Consider the following 22,720-nt stretch of genomic DNA (forward strand, 5'->3'; position numbering starts at 1 on the left):
CTTGAAAAAAGCACAATTAATCCCTGCGTCTATTATTGTAGCATAAGTTAATTAACTATTTTCATACTTCTAACTATTCTATTGAGAGAATCGCACAAATTACCTATTTTTCATAGTTTCCAAGAAATTGTCAGCAGTTCGTAGTATAATAGAATTGTTCGTGTTAGATTTCCGAAAGGGAGAGAAGCTACTATGTTTAACAACAAGACGATATACAGCATTTTAATCGGTAGTATGTTAATGTTTCTAACAGCTTGTAATATAACCAATCAGGATGATGATGCTATTAATCAGTCCAATCCTACTGATACAGACTCTCAGACGGAAGGGAATTCACAGCCTGATGAAGATATAAATACAGAGGAAGAACAGCCCGAAGTTGATGAAGCGGAGGAGCTAGCTCTACCTACCATAGCATTACAAAAAGGTGACTCCGGTGAAGAAGTAAAGCTTCTCCAAAAGGCTCTAGTTCAAATTGGATATCCTATCACGGAATCCGATAGCTATAATCAAGAGCTCGTATGGGCCATCACAGATGTTCAACTGCAAAATGAGGAGCTCTATGTAACGGGAATTTATGATGAAGCTACAAGGGGTTTCCTGGAGAAGGCTCTAGCAGAGACAATTACGATTAGCCCTGGTGAGGGATTGACCTATCAAGAGAACCAATCACTTGATGAGGAAACCGTCGAAATCGGTAATCCATATGAGGTGCTTGCATTAATTAATAAGAGCCACGCCTTACCCGAAGACTATGTACCTAGTGATCTCGTAGTTCCAGATGTCCGTTTTCCATTCGTAGATGATAAACCCAAAAAGCAAATGCGCGAGGTTGCAGCAATTGCACTAGAGGAAATGTTTGCGGCATCAGATCTAGAAAGCCTTGATTTATTCGCTCAATCTGGCTACCGCTCCTACGAAAGACAAAATGGACTATTTGCTCAGTATGCAAGTACCTATGGGGAAGAACAAGCTAATACATTTAGTGCGAAGCCTGGCGAAAGTGAGCATCAGTCTGGACTAACAATGGATGTAACCAGCTCTCATGTTAACTATTCTTTAGTAGTTGAATTTGGTGAAACAGAGGAAGGGATTTGGCTTGCAGAGCATGCTGCGGAGTACGGGTTTATTATCCGCTATCCAAAAGGTAAAGAGGATATTACTGGCTACCAATATGAGCCTTGGCACTTACGCTATGTTGGCGTTACTGCAGCAAAGGAAATAATGGACCGAGGGATTACTTTAGAAGAGTATTTAGATGAAAGAATTACACAATAGCAACAGAGCCAGAAGCTTTTAATCTGGCTCTTTTTTTTATGCTGGATTTAAGATTCTATCTAAGAATTGCTTCGTTCTCATTTCTTTTGGGTGTTTTAGTACCTCTTCAGGTGAGCCTTGCTCTACAATATAGCCTCCATCCATAAAAAGAACGTAGTCCGATACCTCACTTGCAAATTGAATCTCATGTGTCACAATAACCATTGTCCAATTTTCTTTTGCTAAATCCTTGATTACACGTAATACTTCACCAATCAGTTCTGGATCCAGTGCAGATGTTGGCTCATCAAATAGCATAAGCTCTGGCTCCATCGCTAACGCTCTTGCAATTCCTACTCGTTGCTGTTGCCCCCCTGATAGCTGATGTGGATAAAGATTCATTCTATCCGCTAAACCAACCTTTATTAATAGTTCCTTCGCCAGATCTAGTACGACCGCCTTATCTCGTTTTTGGACAATTGTAGGTCCTTCGGTCACATTTTCTAGTGCTGTTTTATGGGGAAATAAATTATAAGATTGAAATACCATTCCGGATTTTTTCCTTAATTCTAATAGCTCCTTCTTGGAGATAGAATTGGCAAAGTCTAGCGTTAGTCCATCATGAAATGCAAACAACCCCTTGTTAGGCTGCTCCAGAGCATTTAAACACCTCAAAAAAGTGGTTTTACCTGAACCAGAAGGTCCGATTACGGAAAGAACACTCCCCTTTTCCATATCAACATTTATATCTTTAAGCACTTCATTTTCTCCAAAGGATTTTGCTAATCCTTTTACAGATAAAAACATTTGCCATTCCCCTTTCTATTTGGCAATAAAACGATCATAGCGTTTTTCTAAGGAATTTTGAAAAATAGATAGAATAAAACAAATAGCCCAATAAATTAGCCCAGCCTCGGTATATAACAATAGAAAGTCAAAGGTTCTAGCTGCAATTTCCTGTGCTTGTCGGAATAACTCTGCAACGAGTATTAAAGAGGCCAACGAAGTATCTTTCACCAAGCTAATAAAGCTATTCGAAAGTGGCGGAATAGACACTCTTGTTGCTTGTGGAAGAATAATTCTTCGTAAAGCTAACGTTTTCGTCATCCCTATCGTATAAGCTGCCTCCCATTGACCCTTTGCTATTGATAGAATAGCTGCTCGAACAATCTCTGATGCATAGGCACCCACGTTTAGAGTGAAAGCAATAATTGCACTCGGAAAAGGATCTATTGTAATACCAATTGATGGGAGCCCAAAAAATATAATAAAGAGTTGAACTAACAGAGGTGTACCCCGGATTGCCGAGACGTAGACCACAGCAGGAATTCGTATTAGCTTAGACTTGGATATCCGCATCATAGCAGTAAGCAAAGCAACGATTAGTCCAAGAATGAATGAAATAATAGTTAAAGGAATAGTGTATTGAATTGCACCTAATAGCATTGGGAGGAGAGAATTTAAAAACAATTCCCATGCTCCCATATTTTGATAAGAAATTGTAGCATATATCATACTATTTAGATGATACATCTTCACCAAACCACTCATCGGAAATCTCTGCTAAGGTACCGTCTTCCTTCATTGCTGTCAATTGTTCGTTAATCGCATCAATTAATTCCTTATTTCCTTTATTGAGTGCAAATGCCATTTCAGATACTTCGTCAGATTGGGCAACAATTTTAACCTGCTCTTCACCTTGCTGCTTCATGTATTCTAATACAGCTAACTTATCATTTACCGTAACATCCGCACGTCCTTGTTTTAGTAACTCAATTGCTTGGGCTAGTCCTTCAATCCCAATTAATGTAGCACCATTTTCTTCTGCAATAGCTGCATAGTTACTCGTTAAGGACTGTGCAGAGGTCTTACCATCTAAATCTTCAAAAGAGGTAATAGCCTGATTGTCTTGTGGGACAACTACTACCGCTGAGGAATATGTATAAGGGGTGGAGAAGTCATAGCTCGCAAGACGTTCCTCATTAATCCCAACCTGATTGGCGATAAGGTCAAAGCGTTCCGAATTTAAACCAGCAAACATGGAATCCCATTGTGTTTCCATGAATTCAACATCTAAATCCAGGCGACGAGCAACCTCTCGAATTACTTCCACATCATAGCCCGTTAAATCTCCTTCTTCATTGTGAAATGTATATGGCGCATAGGTTCCTTCCGTACCAACAGTCAAGACACCATCTTCTTTTAGTTTTGTCGTTGCTCCCTGTTCTCCATTCTCTTCTCCATTATTACCATTATTACCATTCTCATCATTTGCTCCACATGCAGCTAGAATAAACAATAGGGCGAAAGCAAGGATTCCTAATCTCCATTTCTTCATGTTGTTAACCCCCAATGGTTTGTTTGCAGTTTAGTATTTACGTTTTTTCAAAAACTAACACAAAAAAGCGTTAAACGAAATTTCGTTTAACGCCTAAAAACATCAATTATTTATTCTGCTTCAGCTACACGCTTTACTCGTTCTACAAATTGGACTACAACCTTATCACTGCCTGCAAGCTTCAATATTAGCTTCACAAACCACTTCAACGGTTTATTAGTCGTTGTATAACAGAAGTAAGTCTTATTATCTGCCAGTCTTTTCAATTCATAGGTAGCCGTAATTTCAAACATATTTGCTAACGTAAATCCTACTTTCATTTTTTTATACTCCGGTTCATTTTCATAGATGAGAGTTTCTACCTCGTATTCCTGTACGCGTTTTCCCTCACGATATTTCTGGCGATAGATGGTACCTACACCTTCATCCGTCTCTTTAACTAGTTGATTTTCTACCACATTGGGCATTATTTTTTGCATATCCGCTAGTGATCCTTCAAAATACTTCCAGACCTGATCAATTGGTGCATTAATTTCCGTATCCTTTGTCCATTCACGCATCGAAAAACTACCCCTTTGTACTTATTATTTCTCTCATTCTACCATAATGCCCTATTCTAGAACGATGTCTTTTTAGAAAGGCTTTAGTATCATGAGTGAAATAATTACCAGAAAGATAGCCGTTTCAATTCTTTCCACAAAAAATAACTTTTTAGCTAATCGGTTGTATTCCGGTGGAATCTCCTCACCTGTTGCTGTATTTAATAGTTCCTTAATTGGTTTTGATTTTGGCTTAAGCAAGAGAGGACCAAAGGCGAGTGCAACTAAAAATAACACGAAACTGATCACATACCAGCCTTGCTTAAAAAGAAAGGTATGCATCGCTCCCATTGCTAGTCCAGTTAATAACAGCAATGTTCCACCAATCATCGTCAATCGGTGCAAATGATTTCGAATAACATAAGCATGCCTTAACTCCGTAAGATTTGTCGCATGTGATACAATCCCAGTCATCACTAATCCCGGACCCATTCCAATTATTGCAGAAAATATATGAATGAAAACTAATACACTGTACAAAGACATTGTATACCTCCAATTCTATTATCGTTACCTCTATCATACACCTAAACAATACTTCATATTGTTAACTAAATCACACTGTATTTCTTTTGGCTTTCGTGAATTCGCTTCAACTTGGCAAAAATATTAGTCAGCTTGTTGCTTTTCCATTTCAAATCATATACTATGTTAATTGAAAATGATTATCAATCGCAAAGTACGTTACAATACAGGAAGAAGAGGTGTTTCCATGCAAATACTAAAACAACAAACGGATTTAGCTACAATCATTCGTGAACGACGTTCGATAAAGAAGGGTTATAATAGCCAGCCTGTATCAGAAGAAACCATCCTGGAATTATTAGAGGACGCAATTTGGGCGCCTACCCATGGTATGAGGCAGCCTTGGAGATTCATATTTGTCGGAGAAAATCAAAAGAACGATTTCGCTAAGAAAATTGCGAGTACTTATCCTCTGGAACGACAACAAAATCGTGAAAACTATTTGAAGGAACCAAGCGCGATTCTAGTCGTCATTATGGAAGATGGAGATAACCAAAAGATGCGTGATGAAAACTTCGGTGCAGCTGCTTGTCTAATCCAAAACTTCCAGTTATTAGCTTGGGAACAAAATTTAGGTGTCGTATGGAAGACTAACCCACATATTTATGACCCAAACGTTGCTGACATGCTTCAAGTGCAAGAAAACGAAAGAATTATTGGCTTTTTGCATATGGGATATTTTGATGAGCAACCGGAGAAAAAAGAACGTTTTCCAGTAGCTACGAAATTTGAAACCTTCAACCTTAGTTAAGGTTAGAATAATCGAAGATGCCCCGTGGAAACGAATGGGCCACAAATGAATTTACAGCAAAAGTTCAAAAAAAGTCTTGCCCTAATAAGATAGGACAAGACTTTTTATCATTCCCAAACCGTGCTTTTTAAATTTGAATCATGTTGATGTCTTTCAATGGCTAATTCAATCAAACGACTAATTAATTCTGAATATGGAATCCCACTGATTTCCCATAGTTTTGGATACATGCTAATTTTTGTAAAACCTGGCAATGTATTAACTTCATTCACATAAAGTTCATCATTCTCGGTAAGGAAAAAGTCCACACGGGATAAGCCTTCACACTCTAAAGTTTGAAATGCCTTGATCGCCGCTTCCTGTACTTTCTTCACTTGGCTATCAGTAAGATCTGCCGGTATTGCCAAATCGGCTCCCTTTTCATCGATATATTTTGATTCATAGGAATAGAAATCAGTATTAGGTAAAACCTCTCCAGGGATAGAGGCAATTGGTTCGTCATTCCCCAATACCGCACACTCTATTTCCCGACCGATAATATTTTCTTCAATTACTACTTTATGATCATATTGGAATGCTGACTCAATAGCTGCATCAAATTCTTCTTTTGTCTTTACCTTGCTAACGCCAACAGATGAACCTTGATTCGCTGGTTTTACAAACATTGGCGTACCAAGGTAGCCGCTTACTTCCTCAAAGCTAATCTTACCTCGATTAGAACGTTTAACAGCTATTCCTTTTGCAACATTAATTCCTGCTGCATGTAATAGCCTTTTTGCGATATCTTTATCCATGCACACAGAAGAACCTAGTACACTTGGACCTACAAAAGGAAGATTTGCTAATCGCAGCATACCTTGTAGACTACCATCTTCTCCGAGTGTACCATGAACAATTGGAAATACCACATCTAGTTGATCCAGACTAACAGCATTTTCAGCATGAATCAGCTGGTTATTTGCTGTACCCGGAACAATTGCAATATTATCCTCTGATTTATTCAAGGCAATAAGCTTTGGATTCTCCGCATTTAATAAGTAAGAGGTTTTATCATTTAAATGCCACTTTCCATCTTTATCAATACCCACTAAAACAACATCATATTTTTCTTTATCGATTGCATCTACAATATTTTTAGCAGACTGAAGCGAAACCTCGTGTTCTGCAGACTTTCCACCAAAAATTATTCCTACTTTTCTTTTCTTCAATTTTGGACGTCCCTTCCATTTGCAAACTAATAGTCATGAAGTGTCATGTAATTAAAAAGCTTCCTTACATTAAAATAGCATAATTTAGCTTGTATTTAATAGTAGCAAAACCAAAAAAATCACGGATTATTCATAAATACCTAATAGGGGTATATCATAATTGTTTTCTAGAGCGAATACATTAAAATACGGACAACCATTTTGACGGGAGGATTATCATGTCAATTGTTTTAATTCTAATCCTTATTATATGTAGCTTACAGTTATTAGGCGTTATGCTATTAAATATGATTTATCATAAACATTTGTCTAGCATGCATGGAATGGTTATCTCCATGACCTTAGGTATGTTAGCTGGTCTTTTATTCGGAGCAGTAATTGGTCTAGCTACGAATGAAAACATGCTCATTTTTTCCTTTCTGGTTGGACTTGTAGTTGGCTATTTAGCAGGGTTACCATTTGGTATAGCAGCAGTAGTTGATGGAAGTGTATCTGGTTTAATGGGGGGTATGATGGGAGCGATGCTAGGCGATATGTTTCCCATGTTTAGTCCAGACACGCTGATAAAGCTACTAACCTTTTTCACGATGATGATCGTATTACTTATTCATTACGCAACCGAGGATTCGTTAAAATCGTCTACCAATCATAAATTGTTCCTAATCGTAACAAAGCACCCTTATTTCTATGCCACAGCCATTGTAGTCCTGTTTTTCTTCTTAAAGGATGTAGAACTGATTATTAATCATGATACACATCATCATGATTTTTGAGATTTTTCCTGTACAGCTTTAACCAAATAAATAATAAAATGCTACCTAATAGTAAAAAATCCAAGGCAACATCATGGTGTATTTTAGTCATTTTCCTTAACTCTTTTCGATTTGCCGTTAGCATTTCTTTCGAATTCGACAATACTGTATATCCGGATGTAGCCTTTTCATCTTCAACCCTTAATTTCTTGGTGTTTTCGAGCTTTCTTAGCTTAATTTGACGATCATTCCGAATCGTCACAGCTTCTCCATCTCTTGTAAAGTGTTCAAATCCATAATCTAATAAAGCTTTAGTATCCTGATAAGCATCTAATTGATGCGCATTCCCCATAGTAATAACCACTAAACTCATGTTGTCCCGACTTGCTGTAGTTGCAAGGGTGAAGCCAGCTTCTTCTATAAAACCCGTCTTACCACCTGTCACTCCAGGATAAGGCATTTCTCGTAAAAGTTTGTGGTGTGTATAAAGTGTTGTATCCCACCCTTTACTTTCCCATTGTATTTCTTTTGTGCCAAATATTTCGCTAAATACTTCATTTTCCATGGCATACTCTGTAATCACAGCGAGATCCTCTGCGGTCGTAACATGTTCCACATCAAATAGACCATGTGGATTCTTAAAATGTGTTTGCTTAACTCCTATAACATCCTGTAAATATGTATTCAATTCATTGGAAAATTCAGCTACACTCCCACTTAAGTGCTCCGCAATGGCAACCGCCGCATCATTTCCAGAGTTAATTAATAATCCCTCTAAAAGCCGCTTTAACGATAATTGTTCTCCTTTTTCAAGATACACAGTTGATCCCATTGTACGATATGCATTTTCACTTATCGTCACTAAATCTTCTAGATTACCATTTTCTATGGCATAAATTGCCGTAGCAATCTTAGTTAAGCTTGCGGGATATAGTTGTTTGGAGGCATTTTTCTCATATAGAACTGTGTTAGTTGCAGGATCTATGACGATAGCAGCCTCGCTACTAATTTTGGGTAGTTTTATTTCTTCAGCCTGTATTGGTTCTATCGTGACTATCTGTATCAAAAGTATGACTAACATAATGATTATCCTACGATTCATCTTCAGTTAACTCCTCCCATGATGTGCATCTCTAATTTGTTGTAAAACAAGGGTCTGTTTACTATTTTAATAGACTAATATTACAGCCAAGTTAAATTAAAGAAGCTGTAATCTTTATTTAACGATTGTTACGATGGCGTAATACCAAAAAAAAGAAGCCAGTGACCAGCTGGCTTCCATAACATGGGTTAGGAGGCTAAAATCTAGTATAGTCTTTGAGTAGAATTACTAAAAGTCTATTCATTTCTGCCTTTACTGTGTTGGCAGATGACTTGATACAACAACACATTTTCCTTTTTTTATAGGATACCTTTCTTATTTTTACTAGAAATAGACTATTAAACAACCATGATACTTTATCCAACATAGATTATAGTGTATTAACTATTCGTATATGAAAAGGAGCGATAAAGCATGAGTTGTTCACATGGCAAACAATCTGGTGAATGTGTTTGTGATGTTGTCCGTAAAATTGTGAAGGCACAGGACGAAGTAGCAGCAGCAATGGATAACAATTGTTGTACGACAGGGTGCGAGCAATCCATTAGAGATTTGTTATCACCTGCAACAGCAAACGGCAATACAACAATCCCCTTCCTATTGTACTGTAAAGGCGATTGCGACTTATTCTTTGCAACCGGAGTTGCACAGAACGGTAATGGAGCAGCATTCGATTGTATCGAAACACCAGTCTTTCGTGCTAAGAAATTTAAAAAGGGCTGTTGTGTCGAACTAGAATTATTAGAGTTCGAGACAAATTCAGGCGGTGGTGGAAGTCTAATTCCAACACCACAAGATAACTGTGACTTCATTCCACCAAACGCAACAGGAGACTTTGTTGAAACTGGTATCTGTATTACAGTAGATTTACACCATTTCATTGCAATTCAATGTCTAGCACCGACTACACCTGTATCACCTGCAGCAGATAATGGGAACGGCCACGGACACGGTCACGTCTTTTAAAATCTCAAAAAGCCTAGAACCTATTCTGGTTCTAGGCTTTTATTTACATTCTATAGCTCGTAACTTCATTCACCTTGGGAAGCATTCAGATGGATACATACTCTTCCTTCGGATATAGTAATGATTAGGAGGAAGTATAATGCGCGAATTTACTGAACTAACTTCTATATATGTTACGGAGACATTTATCCAAGAACATCCATTAGCTTTTTTGTATATTTCGCAGCCTAATTGTAGTGTTTGTCACGCACTGTTGCCGAAGATTAAAGAACTAATGACAACATATCCTGAAATTGCACTTGGGCATCTATCTACCACAACTGTAGAAGAAGTTGCTGGAAGGTTTTCCATTTTTACCGTTCCGGTGTTGCTTTTATTTGTTGAAGGGAAGGAATATATTCGAGAAGCACGCATTGTTCATATCGATATACTCGACCAAAAAATACAAAGAATATATAAAAATGTGGTTGGACCATAATCCAACCACATTGACTACCATTACTATATCTCTCTTCTCATTGCCTTCAATACATCAATTTGAGTTGCTCGTTTTGCAGGACGCATTCCTGATAGAATGGTCACCACTAAACAAATCCCTACTGCTATAACAACAAGACTCCAAGGAATAGCTGAGAACTTCAATCCTTCAGGCATTTCGTCATTGAATGCCATCTCTAAAATTAACGGTAATCCTATATTCACTAACATACTCGTTAAATAGGCAACAATTGTCCCAATGATGGCACCAATAATTCCAATATAGCTACTTTCCAATAGAAAGATTTTCTTGATTGTTTTGGGATTCGCCCCAATTGCCTTCATAATTCCAATATCTGGTGCTCTTTCGGTCACGGCCATTGTCATCGTGTTATAAATTCCAATGGAGGCAATGATTAAGGCTATTGTACCGACAAGAATTAAGCCAGCCTTTGCAATAGTAAACAAGGTATTAATTTCTTTCATCTCACTGACAACGGAATAAGTAGCATAATTGTTATCCCCTAATTCATCTACTATACCTTGAACAGCTTCCAGATTTTCCGCATATACTTGAACCTCATCAAACGACTCGACCTGATTACTTTCCAAAGTATCTGGATCAATACCAATTTCTCCACCAGGTGTACCCGTATAGGCTTCCACTTGTTCGAAAACGTCTTGAGAAATATAGACATTTAAGTCACTCATCCATTCCTTAGTTGGTTCTTCAAGTATCCCAACAACTGTTAATGGAATCTCTCTTATCTCATCACTTTCCATGTCCTTTTGAACCGTCATCGTGATTGTTTTACCTACCAGGTTACCTGAATAACGAAACTCTTCTTTCACTTCGCCCGTTTCTTCATCATAAACATTTTCTTCTGTATCAAGCTTTAGCTCATTTGCAAATTGATATCCAACAACAACCTCATTTGGATTCTCAGGTAATCTTCCTTCTGAAAGCTCCAAGCCGGCCTTTACCTCAGATGGAAAATAAGTTGAAACCGCCATTGTTCCAGCAATATAATTATCAATGGTGTACGTTGGCATTTGCCTTAGCTGATTTTTTCTAGTCACAGCCTTCACATTTTCAACCTTTTCAAGCTGTTCAATATCTTCCATGGTTAGTGCTTCATAATTATTACCCTTTTCTTTACCATAGACATCAATTTGCGTTACAATTTGTTGCTCCATGGTCTCTTTCACAATACTTTGTTGCAGACCATACCCAACAGATGCTAGTACGATTAGAAAAGCACATCCCATAGCAGTTGCCAGGATTGTCATAAAGGTTCGAGCTCTATTTTTCTTGATATTTTGTCTTATAAAGCGATATTGATCCTTTAGCTTCATTGAACAACACCACCCTCCATTAAACTACCATCTTTAATCGTGATGGTCCGATGTCCAATTCGTGCAACTTCCTCATCATGTGTAATGATGAGAAACGTGATTCCTAACTCTTTATTTAATGTTTTAATAATTTCCAAAACCTCTGTTTCCGTCTCACTATCTAGACTTCCAGTAGGCTCATCAGCAAGAATGAGTGCTGGTTCAAGTACTAATGCCCTTGCAATACTTACTCGCTGCTGTTGTCCACCGGATAACTCGCTCGGATAATGATCTTTAAAATCTACTAAGCCTACTTTATCTAGTAAACGATCTACGATTTGTTTCCGATTGGTTTCGTTTTCTCCTTTTAGGATCAGCGGTAGCTCAATATTTTGATAGGCAGTCATACTCGGTATTAGTTGAAAGCTTTGAAAAATAAATCCAATATGATTTAAGCGAAAATCTGCAAATTTAGCTTCTGAAAAATCCGTAACAACTTCTTCCTTAATTCTAATTTCTCCTTTTGTCGGACGGATAAATCCACTAATTAAATTTAATAAAGTTGATTTACCAGAACCACTTTTACCAACTATGGACACAATTTCACCTTTATCTACTTGAAACGTAATATCGTTCAATACTGGTAAGATTGTTTTTTGTCCCTTTTTCCCCAATTCAAAATGGTGACTAATTTGTTTAACAGTAATCAATTTTTCTCCTCCAATAATTACTTAATTTCAATTTCGTATAGCTGTAAACCATAATTTTTCTGTTCCTTAGTCGGATTTTCTATGACAATTTCTCCTTCATACAGGATGTCACCAGTTAATAAATCCCCTACTATAACCTCAACTGAATTCTCGTCTTCCAGTTGTGACTCAACTAGGTATACATTATTGTTCTTTATCCGAATAGTTGGGTTCGTAATTCCTAAATTAGCTAAATCAAAGGTTTGTTTCATTTCCTCTGTTAACGTTTCGATGTTATACCCGACAACGGTCAGGTTCTCTTCTGTTCGTAAATTAAAATATGCATACTCCTCGTCAATGAATGCGGTTGAATTGAATGGCGTGTTTTCAATCTGTGTTTTGATTTCATCAGATAGTGCTAGCTCCGTCATTTCATTTGTAGCTAGATTGTAGACATACACCTGTCGGTTCGTAACCTGATCCTCAATAACCTCTGTATCAACATCCGTACTTTCATTTTCCTTAGATTGAATAATAGTCTCCGTACTCTCCTCCTTCATTAAGAAGAGATTTGTTTGAATTCCAATAAAATCAGCATCATTTAATAGTGTAAAGCTGGTTCTCTTCATAACTCCTTCTGACTCTTCACCAATACCAGTTAACACTGTTTCATCTCCTACCAACTTTTGCGTGGCGATATCAAAGGTATAGACACTTAGCGTATGTTCTTCTGTTTCTCCATCCTGATGAAACACATCCGTTACAACCTTTAACATTCCATCGACAACCTGAACATCATAGACGTTCATGTACCAATAATCCTTTTGACCTGGAATCTCTATTTCAAATGATGACGTATCATTTGTTTTTTTATCGAAAACCGCTATATCAAAATAATAATCCTCTGGATAGATGGTTCCCCATCTTTCTTCTGACTCTAAGTTCGCATAAGCTACGACGTTATCATCCTCAAAATACAAGGCAGGAAGGTCTGGCTTGCTTCGCATAAAGTTGCGATACTCATCTTGCAGTCTAGTTATCTCACTTGGTTCAAATTTGTTATTTAGGCGTTCAAAGTAAGACTGCTCTTGTAAATACTCCGTACCTTCACTCGTTAATCTTAAATATCCCGAGGAAGTGCTATCTAGCTGATAATATTCACCATACATCGTTATATTTTCTACTTCACTTTTATCTCCACTTATTGTTTTCAAGACAAAATTCGGATACCTACTTGCTGCCAAACTGGATTGAATAAAGTAGGTTGTAAGAACAACAACAATGACAGCAAGAATAGAAATAAGCTTCCAGTATCGCTTTATATTCATCAAAATCACACCCTTATCTTCTTATTCAATAAGAAATTACTAGTCCATATCGTTCCTGCTAATACGATTAATCCCGTTATCACGACCAAAATAAACAATTCCATAGGATAAAAGAATTCTGGAAGAACAAATGCTTGCACTAGAATTGGTGATATAAATACTACCACTGCTACTGCCCCAAAAATCAGGCCAAGTATAATTCCTTTCCAACGAAAGCTTCGTTCAAATAATATAGCAGTAAACAAGACAAACACTGCCGTAAATCCAATCCCATAATTGATAATGAATTGAATGAGGGAAGTTGGAAAAATAACACGTAAATTATCAAACCCATTAAGGATTTGATCGACGGTCATATCAATCCGAAAATCGCTTGGCACCATCATCCTTAATACACTATTCTCGATTGGTAGATAAACTAGTTGTAGCGAAACAAGACCGAGTACCATCAAAAATATTGCCGTTGCCTTCGCATAAAAAACATTAATTCGTGCCGTTGGTAGCATTAGTAGTCGATAAGCAAACGTATTTTTACCCACCCAATCCCGATACCAGATAAAAAACACATATATCATGAGCGTTAAGATACAGAATAATATCGGCACAATAAACCAGCCGCTTCGTGAAACATCATTAAACGAAAAATATCCATAGTCATGTAAAAATTGCTCCTGTGTGAGGTTTCCATTAACAACCAGTTCCTCTACCTCACCCAGATATCCATTAGCTTCTAAAAACACACCCAAGAGCTGTAATACCAATGTCAAGCCGACTAATACAAGGTATATTTTCAGAAACCGACCTAGCTCAAAATTAACTAACTTTATATATCGCATCATGCTTGGTACACCTCTCTCATCACGTCAATTACAGATTTGCCTTCGGTCTCACGTACCTCTTCTGCATTGAATTCCTTTAACACAACACCTTCATCCAATAAAACCGCCTTATCGATTAAATGCTCGATATCATTAATCTCATGGGTCGTAATAATAACCCCACGGTCTTCAACAAGATGGCTTGTGAATACTTCCGCTATTTGTTCTCTACTGAAAATATCAATTCCAGAGAATGGTTCATCCATTAGAATATAGTCAACATCCATTGCGAGACCTAGTAGCATATTAACCTTTGCTGTATTCCCCTTTGAAAGGGTTGAAATCTTATCATTCAAATCCAGCTTGAAGAATTTAAGCATGTCATTTGCACGTTTTTGGTTCCAAGATTGATAAAAATCTGCCATAAATTGCATGGCGTCCTTAATTCTCATTTGGGGTAGCATGGTAATAGCATCCGGAATAAATGCTATTTTTTCATAGCTTCCTTTATGAATTCTTTCACCATCAATAAGAATTTCGCCACCATTAACCGGTGTAAGTGCCATAATAGCATTTAAAATTGTCGTTTTACCTACACCATTAATCCCAATTAAGCACGTAATCTCTCCCTTATTTGCAGTAAAAGATACTCCCTTTAGTACATTTCTTCTACCGAATTTTTTGCTTAATTCTTTGACCTCAATCATGAGTTCTCCCCCTGTTCATCCTGGAATGTCTCATATTTTTTCTTCACTAAATCTAGTACTTCATCTAACGGAATATTAATGGACTGGACAGAAGCTATAAATGAATTTACTGCTTCAACTATTAGTTCCTCTCGTACCACTTTAATAACAGCTTCATCTTTTGTAATACGACTAGGTAAATTTCGCTCGGTATATATCAAACCTTGTTCCTCCATTTCCTTATAAGCCCTTTGAGCTGTATTCGGATTAATCTTTAATCTATTCGCTAATTCCCGACGAGATGGAATTTCCTGTCCAGGCTCAAAAACCCCCGTTGCAATTTGCTCCTTGAAATGCTGGATAACCTGAATATAAACAGGATCTCGATTGTTAAACTTTACATTCATAGACACAACTCCCAATTTATCTTGGTGATCTCCAATTACTGTATTAACCCCTTAGTACACTGTATACAAAAAAATATGTATTAAGGACTTAGTACACCTCTGTGTGTATTATATGCTTAATACAGTTTACCTGTCAACAACTAATTTTATACCACCAAATTCACCTTCAATGACGGCTTTTTCAATCGGTGTTATGATAAATAAGGTAAAAAAAGATTAATAGAATCAGTGATATAAAGGAGATTTTCGATGAAGCTCGTATCATGGAATGTAAACGGACTACGCGCCTGTGTCCGAAAAGGATTTTTAGATTATTTTAATGAAGTAGATGCTGATATTTTTTGTGTTCAAGAAACAAAGCTACAAGAAGGGCAAATCACCCTCGATTTACCGGGGTATTTTCAATATTGGAATTATGCCGAAAGAAAAGGATATTCAGGAACAGCTGTATTTACAAAGAAAAAGCCACTATCGGTAAAATATGGGCTAGGAACATCCGAATCACAACCAGAAGGAAGAATAATCACCTTGGAATTTGAAGAATTTTTCCTTATCAATGTTTATACACCAAACTCCCAGCGTGATTTAGCTAGATTAGCTGTACGCCTAGAATGGGAAGATGCATTATTAGAACATGTAAAAGAGCACGATAAAATTAAACCTGTCATTTTATGTGGCGATCTAAACGTGGCTCACCATGAAATCGACATCAGAAATTATAAGACAAATTACGGAAATTCAGGATTCACCGATGAGGAGCGTGAAAAGATGTCTCGTTTTCTTGATGGTGGTTTCATCGATTCACTTCGCTATTTTCACCCTGATCAAGAAGGGATCTATACTTGGTGGTCCTATATGAAAACGGTAAGAGAGCGAAACATTGGTTGGCGGATAGACTACTTTATTGTATCGAACCGACTAGAAAATTATTTAGTCGATTCAGAGGTGCATGCATCTATATTAGGAAGTGACCACTGCCCAATTGCACTTGACATAAACCTATCATCTAACTAGGGATTCCTGTCATGTAGCATGAGTGTTTCCTTTGCTAAAAAGGCCGATGTTATCTGATAACATCGGCCTTTTATATTCTATAGTTAACGGAGAGTTGATTTATCAAGTGAAAGGATCGTAATCAACGTAAATAATGTATCGGATGCTTACCATCAAATATTAGAAGTCATAAAGGCAAATGACTTTATACATGACGAAAAAGCCAATAGTCCATTGTAAACTGGAAGATTCTGTGTCAAAACTATGGTTAACAATCCATTTTAACGAATCCGGAAATTTACTACGGTAGTGAGCCTCCTCGTACTGAAGCGCTACTAGTCTCACGTTGCCTTTCTTCTCATAGAAAAGGAAGCTACGACAGTATGAAACAGAAAAAGTGTTTTCAAAGTTTCTACGTAGCTTCCTTGATATGCTTACGGTTATGTCTCAACCGCTTTATTGCTTTATCTTCTGAAAATAGTCAATGATTCCAAGTGCACTCACCTGCATATCCAAATTGATTAATACATAAACATGGTGATCGCCTGGAATAGTAAGATGACTAAGATGCTCCTTCACTCGATTCAATAAGCGCTCGGCGAGTATGTCATAGCCTTTTCCTTCAGCAATCGCTTGCTGCCCTTCTTCAACAAATATATCTAGCCACTCTGACACTTGATGTAAAGCCACTGTCGTCTTCTCCGTCATACCAAAATGACCATAGAAAATATAATCTAAATTCATCTCTAACATTCGCTCGATCGATTCATGCATCGCACTTGGGTCAAAATGATTTGGTGATGTCGTTGGTAAAAACAAATCCACCCCTTCATGAACCAGTTGCTCATAACGGATTCCAACAGTATCCCCAGTAAACATTCCATTCGTTACAGGATCATAGATGCTTAAATGATGCTTTGCATGTCCTGGTGTATCAAGGAATTGGAGTGTACAATTTGGACCAATTTGAAGGAAGTCTCCTTCCCCCTTTTCGATTAATCTCTCCTCAGGGATTGGAACTATTGGATCGAAAAACTCGGAGAAGCTGTCTCCATAAATAGCTCGGGCTCCCGCTGCTAACTTCCTTGGTTCTACAAGGTGTCTTTTCCCCCGTGAATGAACCACAACTGTTGCATTCGGGCACTCCTTTAATAATAATCCAGCCCCGCCAGCATGATCCAAATGGATATGTGTCACAATTATGTATTTAACCTGATCCAATGAAAAGCCTAGTGATTCTAATCCTTTTTTAACATATTTAACTGAAGGACTTGGACCAGTTTCAATAATGGTTAGATCGTCCTCATCCAATACATAGGTACCGGTTCTAGATGGAATTCCCATATCAAAACCATCTATTACGAATCTTTTATCATGAAGTTGAATTGGGTCTCTTTCTTGCATAAATCTCCCTCCACTTCTTTTTAATTTACTCTATCGTAGCATAATTTTTTAAAATTACATTCTTAAAATAATAAGAGAGACTTTTATTATCATTTCTTAACAAAGTAGTATTAACCGCTCCAATGATTGGTATTTCAGGATATATTCCTTTCAATTTCTGTATGTGTTGGCTCGAATATTTCAAACGGAAAAGAAAATAATAAGCTTGATTCTTCTTAAGGAGGCTAAAAGCATGATGAATATGAATAATCAGCAGCAGAATCAAAACCTAACAGGTACTTCTCAAATGCCTGCAAATATAAGTCATGGTGGACATGAATTACTTGATGTACACGAAGCACTTGGTGGTTTAGTCGGTGGAATGGAGCAGTATGTTATTTATGAACAGCACGTCCAAGATCCACAGTTAAAAACAATGATGCAACAGCATAAAGCATATTTAACGCAAACGTATAATTCCATTGTTGAAACATTAAAAACCGGTAACGAGCCAAGTACAAAAACGCAAACGTATAACATGGCTACCAGCAATGATGTGATTTACGGCATGAAACCTTCTCAACCAAAAAAGCCAGCTCAATCTGTCTCTGAAATTAACGACGAGTGTATTACTGGTTTCATGATGGGAATTTTAAAATCAAATGCATCAGCCTTTACCATGACAGCACTAGAATCAACAAACCCTGTCATGAGAAGAGTTTTTGCGGATAGCATTCCACACGTTATTGAAATGGCTTATGAATTATTCTTGTACCAAAATAAACATCAATATTATCAAGTTCCGCAATTAAAGCAAGAGGATATGCAAAACTATATGAACAGTTTTGCACCTATTCAAGGGACATTACCTCATTAATTTAAGTAAGATTTTAAAAAGGGTGTTCGAGTTGTCGAACACCCTTTTCCTTTAATCTAATAATCGATTATTTTCATCTACAGCCATTACTCTTGCTTCTTGATGCGCCTCTGTTTGGGAGTAAGCACCGTCCCCTCGACACACTGGACATCGGTATTGCCACCCTTCATCATCCGCAAGCATTCCTACCCCTTCACAAGCCTTACATTCTTGATTACGGTCAACCATTGTATACACATCCTTTCCTAATTATACGGTTACATTTCGTGCTTTTACCCAATTAATAATGCCACCTTTTAGCATTATCTCCACCTGTCTCTCAGACAGTGTATGTCTGACGTTTATTTCTTCATTCTTACCTTTTATTTCTAATGTGAATTCTTGCCCTTGCTTAATCTTATCTCGAAGTCCTTTCCCTACTAAAACATCACCCTGTTCCAGTTTGTTATAATCGGATTCATCCACAAATGTTACAGGTAGTACACCGAAGTTAACTAGATTTTGCCAATGTATTCTGGCAAAATCCTTTACCAAAGCAACCCTTAAGCCTAAATAGCGAGGAGCAAGTGCAGCATGCTCTCGACTCGATCCTTGTCCATAATTAAATCCAGCAACAATTGCATGTCCACCTTGCTTAACCGTTTCTTTACCACGGTGGTAATACGTATCATCAATGATTTCAAAAGTGAATTTACTTATTTCAGGTAAATTACTACGATATGGTAAAACACGGGCTCCACCAGCTAGTATTTCATCAGTAGAAATATTATCACCCATTTTTAATAGAACAGGAATTTCGATATTATCTGGCATTTCATCCATATCTGGAATGGAAGCGATATTTGGTCCCTTTTGCAATTCAACCTTTCTTGCATCTTCTAGCGGTAGCGGTGCATCCAATAAATTCATATCCACTGTTGGTTTCTTAGGATCTTTTACTTTTGGATAGTCTATATCAAGGGATCGCGGATCAGTAATCTCTCCTTTCAACGCAGATGCTGCAGCAGTTTCTGGGCTACATAAAAACACACTATCCTCTCTCGTTCCCGACCTTCCTGGAAAGTTTCGCGGCGTAGTTCGCAAGCTATTCCTACCTGTTGCAGGTGCCTGCCCCATTCCTATACAACCATTACACCCAGCTTGATGTAGACGACCTCCCGCTTGAAGAAGACTCGCAATATGCCCTTCCTTGACGAGGTCGGTTAACATTTGCCTAGAAGTTGGATTAATGTCGAAGGATACACCGTCCGCTATATGGTTACCTTTAACAATTTCTGCTGCCACAGCAAAATCTCGATAGCCAGGATTAGCAGATGATCCAACATAGGATTGATAAATAGGGGTTCCTGCCACCTCACGAACCGACACTACATTTCCAGGACTTGATGGTTTTGCGATAAGCGGCTCGATTTCCGACAGATTTAATTCCTCATGAATATCATAGGTTGCATCTTTATCAGCCACTAACTCCATCCAATCATCTTCTCTACCCTGTTCCTTTAAGAAGCGTTTAATCTCCTTATCGGACGGGAAAACAGTGCCTGTTGCCCCTAATTCAGCACCCATGTTTGCAATTACATGTCGATCCATGGCACTTAATGAATCTAGACCAGGTCCGTAGTACTCAATAACCTTACCAACCCCACCTTTCACATCATGTCTTTTTAATAATTCTAAAATAACATCCTTCGCACTAACCCAATCTGGCATCTCCCCTGTTAGCTTGATGCCCCATACTTGAGGCATTTTCACATAAAACGGCTCGCCTGCAATTGCTAAGGCAACATCAATACCTCCAGCACCCATTGCAAGCATTCCCATACATCCATTCGCACAGGTATGGCTATCAGAGCCTAATAATGTTTTGCCAGGTTTAGCCAAACGCTGCATATGAACCGGGTGACTTACCCCGTTACCTGGCCGGCTATAATAGAGTCCGAACCTTCTAGTTGCACTATGTAAAAATAAGTGGTCATCCGGATTTTTACTATCTTCTTGGATTAGATTATGGTCTACGTACTGTGCCGAAGCCTCTGTTTTGGCACGATCTAACTTCATGGCTTCAAGCTCTAGCATTACAAGTGTACCTGTCGCATCCTGTGTTAGCGTTTGATCAATCTTCAGCCCTATCTCAGTGCCAGGTACCATCTCTCCTGAAATCAAATGGTCTTGAATGAGCTTTTGTGTAATATTAAGCGGCATCTATCTTCCTCCTACCTAGTTTCTTTAATAGTTTGTGAAAAATGGTAAAGAATTATTTATAAGTTAGACCCTAAAATAATGAATCTAAAATTCTTTCCATACGTAAATGTAAGTAGTAATGATAAATTGCGAGAGGATGTATGCAAATGAACAACCATGAGATTGATTACAAATTGTATGGTGATGATATGCAATTTGTAGAAGTAGAGCTTGACCCAGAAGAAACGGTAATTGCGGAAGCAGGTAGCCTAATGATGATGGATGACCACATTCGAATGGAAACGATTTTTGGAGATGGTGCAGCTAGCCAAGGTGGATTAATGGGCAAACTTCTAGGAGCAGGAAAGCGTGTCCTAACAGGTGAAAGCTTATTCATGACTGCATTTACCAATGAAGGAGTATCGAAAAAGCATGTCTCTTTCGCCTCACCATATCCGGGAAAAATCATACCAATGGACCTGAGTGAAATGAATGGAAAGCTAGTCTGTCAAAAAGACTCCTTTCTGGCTGCTGCAAAAGGTGTTGCAGTCGGTATCGAATTTCAGCGTAAGATAGGTACGGGATTCTTCGGTGGAGAGGGTTTTATTATGCAGAAGCTAGAAGGGGATGGAATGGCTTTCGTTCATGCTGGAGGTACCATTCACAAACGAGAGCTGCAGCCAGGTGAATCCATTCGTGTTGATACAGGCTGTCTTGTAGCGATGACTGGAGAGGTTGATTACAATATCGAATATGTCGGTGGTATAAAAACCGCTTTATTTGGCGGGGAAGGTTTATTTTTTGCAACACTAAGAGGCCCAGGTACAGTCTGGATTCAATCATTACCATTTTCCAGATTGGCAAGCAGAATATTTGCAGCAGCCCCAGAAAGAGGAGGCTCTAAAGGCGAAGGAAGCATTGCTGGTGGTTTATTTGATTTATTAGGCGGAGATCGAAAATAAGAAGTATTGACAGAATTAAACCGCACCTAGTTTTTAGGTGCGGTTCATTTCGTTATCCTTTATAGTTTTTGCCCATAATATTTATCTAAAGAAAAGCCTCGGCCTAAGATTTCTGAAGCATTTAAGAAGATTACAAACGCCGTATCATCCTCTTGCTGTAGCAAACCTTTTAACTTCACGGCTTCTTGTTGCTCTGCTACACATAAGATAAGGGTCTTATCCTTATTCGAATAACCTCCTACAGATCTCACCTTCGTTAAACCACGATCAATTTCTTCCCGAATTAATGTTTGTACTTTCTGTTCCTCTTCGGTTATGATGACAACTAATTTTGATGCAGAAGTACGAAGTTGAACAAAATCAATTGTCTTACTGCAAATATAGATTGCAACTAACGCAAAAAGAGTAAGTTCTAAATTAAACACAATAATGGAAGATATCACAACTATTCCATCTACTATTAGTTGTGAGTACCCACTAGATATACCAGTAAACTTCTTAACAATTTGAGCAATCGAAGCTGTCCCACCGGTAGATCCTTTTCCTAAATAGACAATCCCAAGACCAACACCTAACACAATTCCACCATAAAGAGCACCTAAAAGTGGATTTGTAACGGTTACTGGAGTGTTTGCCGTTATCCCAATAATAAACGGCACCCAAAATGTACCAACTAATGTTTTTCCACCAAAATCTTTTCCTAATGTAAGCCATCCAATAATAAAGATTGGTATATTAATAACAAATTGCGTCAGTGCAGGACTCAGCTCAAATGCTTCATATAAAACCGTGCTTATCCCCGAGATACCACCCGCAGCAAGTTTAGAAGGTAGCAAAAATACATTATAAGACAACGCCACTAATGTGGCACCAATAATAACAAGTAAATATTCTTTTACTAGATTTCTACGTTGTGAAGTCATTTTCATCTATGCGTTCCTTTCTATAGCTAAACATGCAAATAATATTCTATCATACGTTCCTAGTTAATTGTATAAAATCTAAAATGACTACTATATAAGGAAGAGGAAATAACCCCAAACTTTCCCAATAGAAATTTTTGACAATTTACTTGATTCATAGAAT

At 37.9% G+C, this 22,720-nt stretch carries 25 protein-coding genes; 8 read left to right on the forward strand and 17 right to left on the reverse strand.

The genetic code is table 11. The features are described 5' to 3' along the window. The first annotated feature begins 192 nt into the window (after window positions 1–192). A complete protein-coding gene (locus ABC228_RS16615) occupies window positions 193–1,278 on the forward strand; it encodes a D-alanyl-D-alanine carboxypeptidase family protein (protein ID WP_345826301.1) in 1,086 nt (361 codons plus the stop codon). A gap of 36 nt (window positions 1,279–1,314) precedes the next feature. On the opposite strand, the gene ABC228_RS16620 is transcribed toward ABC228_RS16615, so the two are convergent. The 5 genes from ABC228_RS16620 to ABC228_RS16640 form a co-directional block, all read right to left on the reverse strand. Further along, window positions 1,315–2,064: an amino acid ABC transporter ATP-binding protein gene (locus tag ABC228_RS16620; protein ID WP_345826302.1), complete on the reverse strand. Its 750-nt coding sequence runs from the start codon at window positions 2,062–2,064 to the stop codon at window positions 1,315–1,317. A gap of 15 nt (window positions 2,065–2,079) precedes the next feature. Next, window positions 2,080–2,772 (reverse strand): amino acid ABC transporter permease, encoded by a 693-nt coding sequence (locus ABC228_RS16625; RefSeq protein WP_345826363.1) that lies wholly within the window; start codon window positions 2,770–2,772, stop codon window positions 2,080–2,082. 1 nt (window position 2,773) lies between these two features. Further along, window positions 2,774–3,595 (reverse strand): amino acid ABC transporter substrate-binding protein, encoded by an 822-nt coding sequence (locus ABC228_RS16630; RefSeq protein WP_345826303.1) that lies wholly within the window; start codon window positions 3,593–3,595, stop codon window positions 2,774–2,776. A 110-nt stretch (window positions 3,596–3,705) separates the two neighbouring features. Continuing rightward, window positions 3,706–4,155, reverse strand: a complete 450-nt coding sequence (locus ABC228_RS16635; protein ID WP_345826304.1) for an SRPBCC family protein — start codon at window positions 4,153–4,155, stop codon at window positions 3,706–3,708. A 72-nt stretch (window positions 4,156–4,227) separates the two neighbouring features. Beyond that, window positions 4,228–4,680 (reverse strand): DUF2269 family protein, encoded by a 453-nt coding sequence (locus tag ABC228_RS16640; RefSeq protein WP_345826305.1) that lies wholly within the window; start codon window positions 4,678–4,680, stop codon window positions 4,228–4,230. Window positions 4,681–4,906: 226 nt separating this feature from the next. Here ABC228_RS16640 and ABC228_RS16645 point away from each other — a divergent pair, with 226 nt between their 5' ends. After that, window positions 4,907–5,470 (forward strand): nitroreductase family protein, encoded by a 564-nt coding sequence (locus tag ABC228_RS16645; protein ID WP_345826306.1) that lies wholly within the window; start codon window positions 4,907–4,909, stop codon window positions 5,468–5,470. A gap of 107 nt (window positions 5,471–5,577) precedes the next feature. Here ABC228_RS16645 and ddlA read toward each other — a convergent pair whose 3' ends face one another. Then, window positions 5,578–6,678, reverse strand: coding sequence for a D-alanine--D-alanine ligase (ddlA, locus tag ABC228_RS16650; RefSeq protein WP_345826307.1), 1,101 nt, complete (start codon window positions 6,676–6,678; stop codon window positions 5,578–5,580). A gap of 218 nt (window positions 6,679–6,896) precedes the next feature. Here ddlA and ABC228_RS16655 point away from each other — a divergent pair, with 218 nt between their 5' ends. After that, window positions 6,897–7,451: a hypothetical protein gene (locus ABC228_RS16655; RefSeq protein ID WP_345826308.1), complete on the forward strand. Its 555-nt coding sequence runs from the start codon at window positions 6,897–6,899 to the stop codon at window positions 7,449–7,451. Here the strand turns inward: ABC228_RS16655 and ABC228_RS16660 are convergent. Further along, window positions 7,420–8,532 (reverse strand): D-alanyl-D-alanine carboxypeptidase family protein, encoded by a 1,113-nt coding sequence (locus ABC228_RS16660; RefSeq protein ID WP_345826309.1) that lies wholly within the window; start codon window positions 8,530–8,532, stop codon window positions 7,420–7,422. The two genes, ABC228_RS16655 and ABC228_RS16660, sit on opposite strands and share 32 nt — an antisense overlap. Before the next feature lie 414 nt (window positions 8,533–8,946). On the opposite strand from ABC228_RS16660, the gene ABC228_RS16665 reads away from it, so the two are divergent. Both ABC228_RS16665 and ABC228_RS16670 read left to right on the forward strand, forming a co-directional pair. After that, window positions 8,947–9,498, forward strand: a complete 552-nt coding sequence (locus tag ABC228_RS16665; RefSeq protein ID WP_345826310.1) for a CotY/CotZ family spore coat protein — start codon at window positions 8,947–8,949, stop codon at window positions 9,496–9,498. Between the two features lie 139 nt (window positions 9,499–9,637). Next, window positions 9,638–9,976, forward strand: coding sequence for a thioredoxin family protein (locus ABC228_RS16670; protein ID WP_345826311.1), 339 nt, complete (start codon window positions 9,638–9,640; stop codon window positions 9,974–9,976). Window positions 9,977–9,999: 23 nt separating this feature from the next. On the opposite strand, the gene ABC228_RS16675 is transcribed toward ABC228_RS16670, so the two are convergent. From ABC228_RS16675 to ABC228_RS16700, 6 genes are read right to left on the reverse strand one after another with little or no spacing between them, the layout of a single operon-like run. Further along, on the reverse strand, window positions 10,000–11,331 hold the full coding sequence (locus ABC228_RS16675; protein WP_345826312.1) for an ABC transporter permease: 1,332 nt from the start codon (window positions 11,329–11,331) through the stop codon (window positions 10,000–10,002). Further along, window positions 11,328–12,020: an ABC transporter ATP-binding protein gene (locus tag ABC228_RS16680; RefSeq protein WP_345826313.1), complete on the reverse strand. Its 693-nt coding sequence runs from the start codon at window positions 12,018–12,020 to the stop codon at window positions 11,328–11,330. The genes ABC228_RS16675 and ABC228_RS16680 overlap by 4 nt, the downstream gene beginning before the upstream one ends. A gap of 17 nt (window positions 12,021–12,037) precedes the next feature. Then, complete coding sequence (locus ABC228_RS16685; protein WP_345826314.1) at window positions 12,038–13,327, reverse strand: hypothetical protein; 1,290 nt, start codon at window positions 13,325–13,327, stop codon at window positions 12,038–12,040. Between the two features lie 5 nt (window positions 13,328–13,332). After that, complete coding sequence (locus tag ABC228_RS16690) at window positions 13,333–14,166, reverse strand: hypothetical protein (protein ID WP_345826315.1); 834 nt, start codon at window positions 14,164–14,166, stop codon at window positions 13,333–13,335. Further along, window positions 14,163–14,852, reverse strand: a complete 690-nt coding sequence (locus ABC228_RS16695; RefSeq protein WP_345826316.1) for an ABC transporter ATP-binding protein — start codon at window positions 14,850–14,852, stop codon at window positions 14,163–14,165. The genes ABC228_RS16690 and ABC228_RS16695 overlap by 4 nt, the downstream gene beginning before the upstream one ends. Then, entirely contained in the window at window positions 14,849–15,238 is a 390-nt protein-coding gene (locus ABC228_RS16700; RefSeq protein ID WP_345826317.1) for a GntR family transcriptional regulator, read from the reverse strand. Before ABC228_RS16700 ends, ABC228_RS16695 begins: the two co-directional genes overlap by 4 nt. A 249-nt stretch (window positions 15,239–15,487) precedes the next feature. Between ABC228_RS16700 and ABC228_RS16705 the strand changes: the two genes are divergently transcribed. Then, the gene (locus ABC228_RS16705) at window positions 15,488–16,252 is read left to right on the forward strand and encodes an exodeoxyribonuclease III (protein ID WP_345826318.1); all 765 of its coding nucleotides are present in this window, start codon (window positions 15,488–15,490) and stop codon (window positions 16,250–16,252) included. A gap of 435 nt (window positions 16,253–16,687) precedes the next feature. Here the strand turns inward: ABC228_RS16705 and ABC228_RS16710 are convergent, their stop codons facing one another. Further along, complete coding sequence (locus ABC228_RS16710; RefSeq protein WP_345826319.1) at window positions 16,688–17,635, reverse strand: MBL fold metallo-hydrolase; 948 nt, start codon at window positions 17,633–17,635, stop codon at window positions 16,688–16,690. 241 nt (window positions 17,636–17,876) lie between these two features. Between ABC228_RS16710 and ABC228_RS16715 the strand changes: the two genes are divergently transcribed. Further along, window positions 17,877–18,491 (forward strand): spore coat protein, encoded by a 615-nt coding sequence (locus tag ABC228_RS16715; protein ID WP_345826364.1) that lies wholly within the window; start codon window positions 17,877–17,879, stop codon window positions 18,489–18,491. Between the two features lie 51 nt (window positions 18,492–18,542). Here ABC228_RS16715 and ABC228_RS16720 read toward each other — a convergent pair whose 3' ends face one another. Further along, window positions 18,543–18,719, reverse strand: a complete 177-nt coding sequence (locus ABC228_RS16720) for a hypothetical protein (protein ID WP_345826320.1) — start codon at window positions 18,717–18,719, stop codon at window positions 18,543–18,545. A 21-nt stretch (window positions 18,720–18,740) separates the two neighbouring features. Beyond that, a complete protein-coding gene (locus ABC228_RS16725; protein ID WP_345826321.1) occupies window positions 18,741–20,693 on the reverse strand; it encodes an aconitate hydratase in 1,953 nt (650 codons plus the stop codon). A gap of 146 nt (window positions 20,694–20,839) precedes the next feature. On the opposite strand from ABC228_RS16725, the gene ABC228_RS16730 reads away from it, so the two are divergent. Next, the gene (locus tag ABC228_RS16730; RefSeq protein WP_345826322.1) at window positions 20,840–21,634 is read left to right on the forward strand and encodes a TIGR00266 family protein; all 795 of its coding nucleotides are present in this window, start codon (window positions 20,840–20,842) and stop codon (window positions 21,632–21,634) included. Window positions 21,635–21,693: 59 nt separating this feature from the next. Here the strand turns inward: ABC228_RS16730 and ABC228_RS16735 are convergent, their stop codons facing one another. Further along, entirely contained in the window at window positions 21,694–22,557 is an 864-nt protein-coding gene (locus ABC228_RS16735) for a YitT family protein (protein ID WP_345826365.1), read from the reverse strand. Between the last annotated feature and the right edge of the window lie 163 nt (window positions 22,558–22,720).

The organism is Ornithinibacillus xuwenensis, assembly GCF_039614845.1.
GTDB lineage: Bacteria > Bacillota > Bacilli > Bacillales > Amphibacillaceae > Ornithinibacillus > Ornithinibacillus xuwenensis.